The organism is Bacillus sp. FSL W7-1346 (assembly GCF_038593335.1).
GTDB lineage: Bacteria > Bacillota > Bacilli > Bacillales > Bacillaceae > Bacillus > Bacillus altitudinis.
The window spans coordinates 3,018,938-3,030,828 of record NZ_CP151988.1 but is presented as its reverse complement, the minus strand read 5'-3'; the positions used below and the strand labels follow the sequence as shown (position 1 = coordinate 3,030,828).

Annotated in this window: 10 protein-coding genes; 6 read left to right on the top strand and 4 right to left on the bottom strand. The window is 41.9% G+C overall.

The window, feature by feature from the left end; translation table 11 throughout:
• The first annotated feature begins 104 nt into the window (after window positions 1-104).
• From NST09_RS15725 to NST09_RS15710, 4 genes are all read left to right on the top strand, one after another.
• Window positions 105-1,382 (top strand): cation:dicarboxylase symporter family transporter, encoded by a 1,278-nt coding sequence (locus NST09_RS15725; RefSeq protein WP_007500222.1) that lies wholly within the window; start codon window positions 105-107, stop codon window positions 1,380-1,382.
• Window positions 1,383-1,398: 16 nt separating this feature from the next.
• Window positions 1,399-2,844 (top strand): aspartate ammonia-lyase, encoded by a 1,446-nt coding sequence (aspA, locus tag NST09_RS15720; protein ID WP_007500224.1) that lies wholly within the window; start codon window positions 1,399-1,401, stop codon window positions 2,842-2,844.
• 117 nt (window positions 2,845-2,961) lie between these two features.
• Window positions 2,962-4,278 carry a sensor histidine kinase gene (locus NST09_RS15715; RefSeq protein ID WP_048001827.1) on the top strand — a complete coding sequence of 439 codons (1,317 nt, stop codon included), beginning with the start codon at window positions 2,962-2,964 and terminating at the stop codon, window positions 4,276-4,278.
• Complete coding sequence (locus tag NST09_RS15710; protein ID WP_008347634.1) at window positions 4,275-5,210, top strand: response regulator; 936 nt, start codon at window positions 4,275-4,277, stop codon at window positions 5,208-5,210. The genes NST09_RS15715 and NST09_RS15710 overlap by 4 nt, the downstream gene beginning before the upstream one ends.
• 221 nt (window positions 5,211-5,431) lie before the next feature.
• Here the strand turns inward: NST09_RS15710 and NST09_RS15705 are convergent, their stop codons facing one another.
• Entirely contained in the window at window positions 5,432-6,040 is a 609-nt protein-coding gene (locus NST09_RS15705) for a TetR/AcrR family transcriptional regulator (protein WP_342493100.1), read from the bottom strand.
• Between the two features lie 88 nt (window positions 6,041-6,128).
• Here NST09_RS15705 and NST09_RS15700 point away from each other — a divergent pair, with 88 nt between their 5' ends.
• Window positions 6,129-6,677 carry a hypothetical protein gene (locus NST09_RS15700; protein ID WP_017359239.1) on the top strand — a complete coding sequence of 183 codons (549 nt, stop codon included), beginning with the start codon at window positions 6,129-6,131 and terminating at the stop codon, window positions 6,675-6,677.
• 38 nt (window positions 6,678-6,715) lie between these two features.
• Here NST09_RS15700 and NST09_RS15695 read toward each other — a convergent pair whose 3' ends face one another.
• The 3 genes from NST09_RS15695 to NST09_RS15685 are packed head-to-tail and all read right to left on the bottom strand — an operon-like array spanning window position 6,716 to window position 9,283.
• A complete protein-coding gene (locus NST09_RS15695) occupies window positions 6,716-7,654 on the bottom strand; it encodes a metal ABC transporter substrate-binding protein (protein ID WP_342493099.1) in 939 nt (312 codons plus the stop codon).
• 13 nt (window positions 7,655-7,667) lie between these two features.
• Window positions 7,668-8,540, bottom strand: coding sequence for a metal ABC transporter permease (locus NST09_RS15690; RefSeq protein ID WP_007500236.1), 873 nt, complete (start codon window positions 8,538-8,540; stop codon window positions 7,668-7,670).
• A complete protein-coding gene (locus NST09_RS15685) occupies window positions 8,540-9,283 on the bottom strand; it encodes a metal ABC transporter ATP-binding protein (protein ID WP_342493098.1) in 744 nt (247 codons plus the stop codon). The genes NST09_RS15690 and NST09_RS15685 overlap by 1 nt, the downstream gene beginning before the upstream one ends.
• 422 nt (window positions 9,284-9,705) lie before the next feature.
• On the opposite strand from NST09_RS15685, the gene NST09_RS15680 reads away from it, so the two are divergent.
• Entirely contained in the window at window positions 9,706-11,805 is a 2,100-nt protein-coding gene (locus NST09_RS15680) for a heavy metal translocating P-type ATPase (protein ID WP_342493097.1), read from the top strand.
• The last annotated feature ends 86 nt before the right edge of the window (window positions 11,806-11,891 follow it).

Genomic DNA, 11,891 nt, shown 5'->3' with positions numbered 1-11,891 from the left:
AAAAATTCACTTCTTTTTGTTCCTTTTTGTCGTTTTTTGTAGGTTCATCGTTAAGATGCGATTAGGCAACAAAGAAAGCGTTATCAAAAAAAGGGGGTCCACGTATGAAAAAGTTAGGGTTAGCTTCTCAAATACTCATCGCACTTGTTTTGGGTGTTGTCGTAGGAGCACTATTTTATCAAAATGAAACCGTTATTAATGTGTTAACGCCGATTGGCGATATATTCATCCACTTAATTAAAATGATCGTTCTTCCAATTGTTATTGCTGCATTGATTGTAGCCGTTGCAGGTGTAGGCGATATGAAAACCATCGGAAGACTCGGTGGGAAAACGATTCTTTACTTCGAAATTGTGACAACGATTGCATTAGCAGTTGGACTGCTTGCAGCAAACGTTTTCCATCCTGGTACAGGAATTGATATGAGTAACATGGAGAAAGGCGATATCTCTAAATATGAAGAGACATCTAAGTCTTCTGCCGAAAAAGCTAGTTTCTCTGAAACGATTGTGCATCTTGTGCCAACAAACGTGTTCCAATCCATTGCAGAAGGTGATCTATTACCAACAATCTTCTTTACAGTGTTATTCGGATTAGGAATTGCAGCAGTTGGAGACAAAGGAAAACCAGTGTTAGGATTCTTTGAGGGGATACTCGAAGCAATGTTCTGGGTGACCAATAAAGTGATGAAGTTTGCACCATTTGGTGTATTCGCGCTCATCAGTGTGACGGTGATCAAATTCGGGGTCGGAGCGCTTCTCCCGCTAGGTAAACTGGTACTTGTCGTTTACGGCACAATGGCATTCTTCGTGATTGTCGTACTTGGCATTATCGCAAAATTAGCTGGAACAAGCGTCTTTACACTATTTAGAGTGTTAAAAGAAGAAATCATTCTTGCATTCTCAACAGCAAGTTCAGAAGCTGTATTGCCTAGATTAATGGACAAAATGGAGAAGTTCGGATGCCCGAAAGCGATCACGTCGTTCGTTATCCCAACAGGCTATACCTTTAACTTAGATGGAAGTGCCATCTATCAATCCATTGCCGCCATATTTGTTGCACAAATGTACGGCATGCCTCTTTCCATCTATGAGCAAATTACGTTACTATTAATCTTAATGCTCACATCAAAAGGAATGGCTGGTGTACCAGGTGCATCGATCGTTGTTGTCATCACAACACTTGGAGCAATGGGACTTCCACTTGAAGGACTTGCCTTCATCGTTGGGATCGACCGTATCCTTGACATGGTTCGTACAACTGTTAACGTATTTGGTAACTCACTTGCAGCCATTGTCATGTCTAAGTGGGAAAAAGTGTTTGATCAAGAGAAATCGAAGAAGTATATTGAGGAATTAAAACAACAAACAAAAGCAGCGTAAAAGGAGATCTTTTCAAATGACGAAGCTACAGGACAAGCAAGTTCGTATCGAACGAGACTTTCTAGGTGAAAAGGAAGTAGACACTCAAGCGTATTATGGAATTCAAACATTACGTGCAGTAGAGAACTTTCCAATTACTGGCTACCATGTTCATGAGGAACTCATCAAAGCACTAGGGATTGTCAAAAAGGCAGCCGCACTTGCAAATATGGATACAAAGCGACTATATGCTGGTCTTGGAGAAAAAATTGTTCAAGCCGCAGATGAAGTGATTGAAGGAAAATGGAATAATCAATTTATTGTCGATCCAATTCAAGGCGGGGCTGGCACTTCAATGAATATGAATGCCAATGAAGTCATTGCAAACAGAGCGCTTGAACTACTAGGAAAGGAAAAAGGCGCTTATACTGAGCTAAGTCCAAACACGCATGTGAACATGTCGCAGTCAACAAACGACGTTTTCCCAACAGCGATTCATATTTCAACATTGAATATGATTGAAAAACTACTTTATACGATGGAAAACATGCATCAAGTCATGACAGAAAAAGCGCAAGAATTCGATCATGTCATCAAAATGGGACGTACGCATCTTCAGGACGCTGTTCCAATCAGACTTGGTCAAGAGTTTAGTGCATATGCAAAGGTTCTTGCTCGTGATATTAAACGAATCAAGCAGTCTAGACAGCATTTATATGAAGTCAATATGGGCGCAACTGCAGTTGGAACAGGACTGAATGCTGATCCTAAATATATTCGCCAGGTCGTTGGTTATCTAGCTGACATTAGCGGATTGCCGTTAGTTGGAGCAGAAGATTTGGTCGATGCTACGCAAAATACAGATGCTTATACAGAAGTATCAGCTGCACTGAAAGTATGTATGATGAATATGTCCAAAATGGCAAACGATATTCGTTTGATGGCTTCAGGTCCTAGAGCAGGCTTTGGTGAGCTGCACTTGCCGCCGAGACAGCCAGGTTCATCTATCATGCCAGGGAAAGTCAACCCAGTGATGCCTGAGGTCATGAACCAAGTGGCATTCCAAGTCATTGGAAATGACCACACGATCTGCCTTGCATCAGAGGCTGGTCAGCTTGAACTGAACGTCATGGAGCCAGTTTTAATATTCAACTTACTACAGTCTCTCAGCATGATGAAAAATGTATTTGAATCCTTTGTCGATAACTGCTTGCGTGACCTAAAAGCAGATGAATCTAGATTAAAAGAATATGTAGAAAAGAGTGCTGGTGTCATGACGGCGGTCAATCCGCATATTGGTTATGAAGCTGCTGCACGAATTGCGAGAGAAGCGATACTTACAGGCGTATCTGTACGTGAGCTTTGTCTGCAAAATGATGTGTTATCAGAGGAAGAGCTTGATATCATCTTAAATCCTTTTGAAATGACGAAACCAGGTATTGCTGGCGCATCACTTTTAGAAAAGGATCGTTTAGAAGATTAAGCGGCATCATGAGAAGCGCACACCGACAAATGTCCGGTGTGCGTTTTTTCATGGACTGTTTGTTTTTCTGAAGCGCACATAGTATACTATCGTCAATTATTAGGGATGTGACTGCGTTTGAATCTACTGAAAAAATGGTTGAATACAGAGCCTTATTTAATTATCATGCTCATTGTTCTGACTCCGATTGGGGGAGAGCTGAAATTTTATCCATTTGAGGATAGCTTTCGGGTCAGCTTTGGAACCGTTGTCTTTTTCTTTATCCTGCTTCAAATGAAAAAATTCCCGGCATGGGCAAGCGGCATCATTGCGGGGGGATCAGTGTTTGCATTCCGGGTGCTTCTTGATACCGCTGTGTCAGGCCACTTAGCGCTGGAAGAGGCCGTTTCTTTAAGATTTCCTTCCCTGCTGTATTACGTCGTCTATGGTACGCTTTTTTATGTATTACAGGTCAGACGTTTTCGTGATAAGCCTTGGCTCATTGGGGCGACAGGGATTATCATGGAACTATGTGCAAGTGTAGTCGAAATGATTGCACTCAGGGGAGCCATTGATGAAATTTTAACAGTGAGAACGCTGTTTCAACTATTTGTATTGGCGATTTTCAGAAGCTTTTTCGTATTGGCTTGTTATACGATGATTCGATTATACGAAGAACAGGCGAGAGAGCGCCAAATGAAGAAGGAAAAGGAACACCTGTTGATGCTGCTGTCGAATCTTTATACGGAATCTACATATTTTTATAAAACCCTTGCACATGCTGAGCACATTACAGCTACTTCCTATCAATTGTATCAATCACTGCATCATGCAAAGGATACGGAATCATTAGATTTAAAAAAACTCGGAAAAACAGCTTTGCAAATTGCAGGTGAGGTACACGAAATCAAAAAGGATAATCAGCGAATTTTTTCTGCCTTATCAAAACTGATTCATGAGGAAAACTTTCAGGAGTATGCAAGTCCTGCTCATATCGCTGGACTTGTGATTCGTATCCATGAAAATTATACGGAATCTCTTAAAAAACACATCGTTTTTCATTATGATGAAGAAGGACAACACCCTGCTTATCATGTGTATACCATTCTATCTTTATTAAATAACATTGTATCCAATGCCGTTGAAGCGATTCCAGTAAATGGAGAGGTATCACTATCCATTTTGCGGAAAGAAAATGATGTGATTTTTCAAATCAGTGACAACGGGCCAGGCATTAAAGAGCGTAACCATCATGTGATCTTTAAACCGGGCTTCACTTTAAAATACGACCAAGCCGGGAACCCATCAAGCGGTATCGGTCTTTCCTATGTGAAAGACACAGCCGAGAAGCTTGGCGGAAGTGTTGAAATGAAGAGTATCCCAAATCAACAAACGATGTTCACTTTAACGATACCAATTGATCAAGTCAGCAGAAAAGAGGGGAATGGGAGATGAGATTTTTTATTGTTGATGATGATGAAGCCGTTCGTTCTTCACTGGCACAGCTCATTGAAGATGAAGAGCTTGGCATTGTGGCAGGGGAAGCAGAGGATGGTGCTGAATTAACAGCGAGCTATTTAAATGATTTGCACATTGATATCTTGTGTATTGATCTTCTGATGCCGGAAAGGGACGGGCTTGAGACGATTCGAGCGATCAAGGATGAATTTCATGGGAAATATTTAATGCTGTCACAGGTAGAAACAAAGGAACTCATCGGCCAGGCATATACGCTCGGTGTCGAGTATTATGTGACAAAGCCGATCAATCGGGTAGAGGTCTTAAGTGTGCTCCACCTCATGATTGAACGTCTGCATTTAGAGCACTCAATTGAAAATATTCAGCATTCGCTCAAATCGGTCATGCAGTTCCAGCAGCGCGGACAGACCACGAAAACGAAGCAGCGTGGGAAAAGTCTTGCAGAGGCAGGTCAGTTTTTGCTGGCGGAGCTTGGGATTGTCGGCGAAAAAGGGTCTAAGGATTTACTAGATATGATTCTTTTCACAGATCAGTATTTAGCGTTACATGCCGATCAGCACGACTCTTTTCCTTCATTAAAAGTAATTTTCACTGGCATCACAGAGGATAAATTAAACGAACCTTTTACATCAGCAGACATCGCAAGAGAAGCAAAAGCAGCGGAACAGCGGGTAAGACGTGCGATCAACCAATCATTGAAACACATCGCCTCGCTCGGGTTAACCGATTTTTCTCACCCAACCTTTGAAAACTATGCATCAAAATTTTTCGATTTTACCATTGTGCGTAAGAAAATGAGTGAACTCACAAAAGAGACAAGTGGAAGAGAAGAGCACACACGTATCAATGTGAAGAAATTTGTACAGGTGCTCTATTACGAGGCGAAACGTATTTTCATGGAAGATTAAAAAAGACATGCTTTCTATAAGGAGGGCATGTCTCAGCGTGTAGACAAACCCTCGCATTCGGTGTCAGTCCTGCGCTTCGGTGCTCACGAATGTCAAATTCGTTCCACGCCAATGCTCGTCCTTCCTAGGGCTGCAAAGGTTTTCTATCACGCTGAAAAGAAGACAAAGGGCTAAAATAAAGTTCATTTTAGCCCTTTGTCAACAATCTGAAGACATGCTTTCTATAAGGAGGGCATGTCTTTTTTTGTGATGGATTGAAGATGCATCTGTAGCACGGAGCGCATGAGCTGAGGCGGTAAACGATGGGGCTGTACGATTCCATTCAATGCAAGCCCATTGATGACCGCATAAAGCCGCTCAGTTTCTAATAAAAGATCGATATGATCTAGCAGTAGCTCATCCTCGTTCAATTTCATTAAGCAAAATTGAACGGTTTGAAAAAGCTCGTCATACATCTTTGCATTGAGCGGCTGTAAATCTGATTCAGTCAGTGCCTTGACTGTAAAAGCCTGCCACACCTCCATTTCAAATATTCGTTCTTCGTCTAGTGGAAGAACCTGCTCCAATAATGTGAATACATTTTCCTCTGTTGAACCGTTTAATGGAAGCTTAGCAATTCGCTCCTTCACTCTTTCCTGAATTAAATTCATGGAGAATAGAAATAATTCTTGCTGTGTGGAAAAATAATGACGCATAGAGCCGGCTGAAATGCCAGCTTCAACGGCTATTTTTCGTACAGAAGCGCTTTCCAATCCCTCTTGTTTAATCACTCTCATAGCAGCTTGAGCGACCTTTTGTTTTTGTTTATGGTGATCGACGATTTTTGGCATACCTTGATTTTAGCACAGCTATTGTTTTTTTAACACAGTTGTGTTATTTTTTATTTAATACAATCGTGTTAAAAAGGATGTGGGGAAATTGGTCGGTTTATTGATTGTGGCATGTGAAATTGGTTTTTGGCTGTTTATTCTTATGGGCTTAACACTGCGTTATGTATTTAAACAGAAAAAATGGGGTGCTTTCTTTCTTGTCTGTACGCCGGTTTTAGATCTCATCCTTCTTGCGGCTACTTATATAGATTTAAAGCAAGGGGCTGTGGCGAGCGTCATTCACGGGCTTGCGGCTGTCTATATTGGTGTGAGTCTGGCCTTTGGACATCAAATGGTGAAATGGGCAGATGCCCGGTTTGCTTATCGTTTTGCAGGTGGTCCTAAGCCAAAGGGGAAACCAAAGTACGGGAAGGAGCGGTCTTTGTATGAAATGGTGGGCTGGACGCGTCATTTCATCTCTTATGTCATCGGAGCGGGGCTGTTATATGGATTGACCTATCTCATCCAAGCACCAGAACGAACGGAATCTCTGATGCAGCTTGTCAGTGTGTGGGGGATGGTCTTAGCCATTGATTTCGTCATTAGCATCAGCTACGTCATTTGGCCGAAAAAACACCCAGAAAATATAGCAGGTTGAAAAAAAAGACAGGCGGACTCATTCCACCTGTCTTTTTGCTATGAGGACAGTCCTTTATAAATGGTGTCAATATTCCATTTCATCATCTTATAGTAGCTGTCCCCATCTTCACCTTCTTTGCCAATAGAATCCGTAAATACTTTTCCCTTAATCGGAACTCCTGTTTCCTCAGATAGGCTTTCAAGGCTGCGCTTATCTACACTTGTTTCAAGAAAAAGGGCAGGAACTTGATGGTCTTTGACAAAATGAATGATGCGCTTCATTTGTCCAGGTGTTCCTTCACTTTCTGTGTTGATCTCCCAAATGTAGCCGGCTTTCAGTCCATACGCATCCGCAAAATATTTGAATGCCCCTTCGCTTGTGACAAGGAGTTTTTTGTCTTTTGGCAGTTGATCAAACTTTTCTTTTGCTTCATCGTGAAGCGTTTGAAGCTTTTTGATATAGGTTTCAGCATTTTTCTCGTAATCCTCTTTATGCTCAGGATCTGCTTGAATGAGCGCATCTCTGGCATTTTGCGCATAAAGAATCCCATTCTCGACATTCAGCCATGCGTGTGGGTCCTGCTGGCTTTCAAGCCCTTTTGAAGACAAATGCTTCACTTTGACGCCTTTACTCAGCTCGGCTACAGGTGCATCAGCTCCGTCCTTGCCGCTCGATTCAAGCAGTTTTTGAAACCAGCCATTCCCTGTTTCAAGGTTCAAGCCATTAGATAGAACAAGGTCTGCATCCGTCGTATACTGAACATCCTTTGGTAGTGGGTCAAATTCATGTGGGTCTGTACCAATGGGAACAATGCTGTGAATAGAGACATGCTGTCCGCCTACTTCCTTCACAATGTCATAAAGAATGGAGTAGGTCGTGACAACTTTTAATGTACCGTCATCTTTTCCGGAACTCTTTTGCTGAGTAGAACAGCCTGCGATGACCAAAAGGGCAATACATACTGCGGTCAAACGGATTGCTAATACCTTCTTCATATATGTCCTCCTTTTACATAGACGCTTCCTTTTTTAACTGTGTTCGTTTTCGCTTCGATTTTAAGGATCTCCACAATATCCCTTGTTTCGGTGAAAAGATAAAGGCACTGCCGAATAATATGGTCGCGACCAGCACAATGGAAGCACCAGACGACAAGTTATACGTAAAGCTGAGCCCAAGTCCTACGACGGCTGAAACTGCTCCAAAAAAAGCAGATAAATAAATCATGATCCATAGCCGGTCTGTCAGTAAATAAGCGGTGGCAGCTGGTGTAATAAGCATTGCAACAACAAGAATAATACCTACAGTTTGCAGAGACGCCACGGTCACTAGGGTCAATAAGGTCATGAGGAAATAATGGATCATGCGATTCGGTAAACCGTAAACCGAAGAAATCACTGGATCAAATGAACTAATGAGCAGTTCTTTGTAGAAAACAATGACAGCCAGCAAAATGAAAATGCCGATGCCAAGCGTGATCCACATATCAGATGAACGAACGGCTAGTACGTTTCCAAACAAGATATGATATAAATCGCTGGAACTTTTTAAAAATGTAATCAAAATGATCCCAATGGAAAAAAAAGCAGTGAATACGATCCCGATGGCAGAATCATTTTTAATACGGCTGTTTTGACTGACATATCCGATGCCGATGGCTGTCAGTACACCAGTTAGAACCGCACCAAAGAAAAAGTTAATGCCGAGCATATAAGAGATGGCGACACCTGGAAGTACAGCGTGTGAAATCGCATCTCCCATCAAAGCCATTCCCCGTAAAATGATAAAGCAGCCAATGACGCCGCAGATGATCCCTACCATAACGGATGTAAATAACGCTTTTTGTAAAAACGCATATTCAAAAAGTCCGGTTAAGAATTCCATTACGCGTCTCCTCCTGCTGATTTTAAAAATGGCAGTTGTGTTTCGTATGCTTGGAGCATGACCTCAGGACGAAGAATATCATGTACAGGCCCTGCTTTGACCAGCTTTTTATTTAGAAGAACGAGATGGCTGAAGTAATCATCGGCTTTACTTAAGTCATGGTGGACGACCAGAATGGTTTTTCCTTCATCTCGTAATTCCTTCAAAATGCCGATCATCGTTTCTTCACTTGCCATATCAATTCCGACAAATGGTTCATCTAAACAAAAGAGCTGTGCGTTTTGAGCGAGTGCTCGTGCAAGGAAGACACGCTGCTGCTGACCGCCAGATAATTCCCCAATCTGTCTTTTGGCAAAGTCCTGCATCCCGACCTTTTCTAAGCAATGGTACGCATAGGCACGGTCTTCTTTTTTCGGTCGTTTGATCAATCCGAGCTTTGGGTATGTGCCAAGCAGTACGGTATCCAGCACATGGATAGGAAACGTCCAGTCTAGATCATTTCTTTGCGGTACATAGGCGATCTGTTTTCTCACTTGTTTAAAGGGTTGTTCAAAAAAACGAATATCCCCTTGATCCTTTTCAATTAAATCTAAACATGCTTTCAATAAAGTCGATTTACCAGCACCATTTGGACCAATGATTCCAGTCATCGTTCCTTCCTGTATGGAAAGAGAGACGTTTTCTAGTGCATCCTGTCCGTGGTATGAGACATACAGGCGGTCGATTGCTAAAGCGTTTGACATCTCTTGCGGCCCCTTTCGATCATCAATTGCGTTTCCTAAAAATATATGCATACATTTAATAATTTTGACTAAAGGATGAAATGATTCTCTAACGCTAATTTGTTTCCTTAAGGAAACTTTTATCTTATTCTAATCGTATGTCCTTCTTTTGTAAAGAGAAATGCTGAATATTCCCATCAAGCGATCGTTTTTATGTTATGCAACGAAGAGGGGACATGAGCATGGATTATTGAAAATTCACGTGACATCCTTGAATACGAAAAATCTCAAACATTTGCTTATAAATGATTGACAGTTTGTAAGAACTCCTCATATAATAAGGGTAATTCAATATATGAATATGTGCTCATATATAATATCTACAGCAGCTGATAGGTTTGATTGAATCAGGGAAGGCTACTTATATAGAAAAAGGTGAGAACATGAAAAAGATGAAGGATGAATACGTATTAAGCGGTCTCGATTGTGGAAACTGTGCACGTAAAATTGAAACAGGTGTCAGCAAACTCGAAGGGGTTGAAGCCTGCTCAATTAATTTTGCGACGGGTACATTAACTGTGACACATGCTGATGTACAAGAAACGATGTCAAAGCGTATTGAAAAAACCGTTCAGTCCATTGAACCTCATGTGAGTGTATCACCAAAAGAAGAAGGACATCACCACGATCACGATCATGGAACAAAGAATTTAAAAACGATTGTACTGAAATTAATTGGTGGTGCAGTCATTGGAACGGCGGCTTATTTTATACCTGATAATGGCTTACTGAAGTTCATCATGTTTTTCGCCGCGTATTTACTAGTTGGTGGAGATGTTGTCTTGAAAGCGCTGAAAAATATTGTGCGCGGTCAATTATTTGATGAGAACTTCTTAATGACAATAGCTACAGTTGGTGCTTTTGTGATTCAGCAGTATCCTGAGGCACTGGCAGTCATGCTGTTTTACCAAATTGGAGAACTGTTCCAAGGGGCAGCTGTGAACCGCTCTAGAAAATCAATTAGCGAATTAATGAATATCCGTCCAGAATACGCAAACCTCAAAGTGGGGCAAGAAACAAAAAAGGTAAAGCCGGAAGAAGTCAAAGCGGGTGACCGTATTGTTGTCAAACCAGGTGAAAAAATTCCTTTGGATGGACGCGTGATAGACGGTTATTCTCTTGTGGATACCTCTGCACTAACTGGGGAGTCTGTTCCAAGAGATGTGGAAGCAGGAAAAGAAGTGCTTGCTGGATTTGTGAACCAAAACGGCATTCTTGAAATTGAAGTGCAAAAAGAGCTCAGTGAGTCAGCGGTTACGAAGATTTTAGATTTAGTCGAAAATGCAAGCAGCCGTAAAGCGCAGACAGAAAACTTTATCACAAAGTTCGCTAAATATTATACACCTGCTGTGGTCGTGCTAGCTTTATTGCTTGCCTTTGTACCACCGCTTCTCATCCCATCAGCTCAATTGTCTGATTGGGTGTACCGGGCACTTGTCTTCCTTGTCATTTCGTGTCCATGTGCTCTCGTTGTATCCATTCCATTAGGTTTCTTTGGCGGGATTGGTGCCGCATCAAAACGAGGCATTTTAGTGAAAGGCAGTAACTACTTGGAAGCCTTAAACTCTGTGCGCTATGCGGTGTTTGATAAAACAGGTACTTTGACAAAAGGAAACTTTACAGTCACTCATATCGAAGCAGCGAATGAGAAATGGTCAGAAGAGGAATTGCTTTCTTTTGCGGCACTGGCAGAAGCACATTCTTCGCATCCGATTGCAGAATCGATTAAAGCGGCTTACGGAGCGTCTCTTGATGAGAGCCAGATCGAATCTTACGAGGATATTGCGGGTCATGGGATCAAAGCGACAATTCGCGGAGCCCATGTATTGGCAGGTAACCATCGCCTGATGGAACGAGAAGGCATTTCTTTTGAAAAAGAAAAACGAAGCGGAACGGTTGTGTATTTAGCAATAGACGGTGAGTTTGCGGGATCTATCTTGATTGCAGATGAAGTAAAAGACGATGCAGTTGAAGCGATATCTTCTCTAAAAGCTGCGGGCATTCAAACCGTGATGCTTACAGGGGATGCTGCGCAAGTAGGAAATGCAGTCGCACAACAGATCGGCATTGACGAAGTTCACACTGAATTATTGCCACAGGATAAAGTCGCCAAAATCGAAGACATGTATGAGAAAAAAGCATCTCAAGACAAATTATTGTTTGTTGGTGACGGCATAAACGATACGCCGGTTTTGGCAAGAGCGGATATAGGTATTGCCATGGGTGGACTTGGTTCGGATGCAGCAGTTGAAGCGGCTGATATTGTGATTATGACAGATCAGCCATCAAAGGTAGCGGAAGCTATTGCTGTCGCTAAAAGAACGAGAGCCATCGTATGGCAGAATATTGCGTTTGCTCTTGGGGTGAAGGCCGTCTTTCTCATACTGGGTGCATTCGGTATTGCAACAATGTGGGAAGCCGTCTTCTCGGATGTTGGTGTCACTGTACTGGCTGTTTTAAATGCGATGAGGGTCATGAAATAAAATTGTAAGGAAAAATTCATGAATAGCGTCTTTCATAATAGACCCCCTCTTGTTAAAATAGAAGAAGTTGGATAATGGCATTTTCC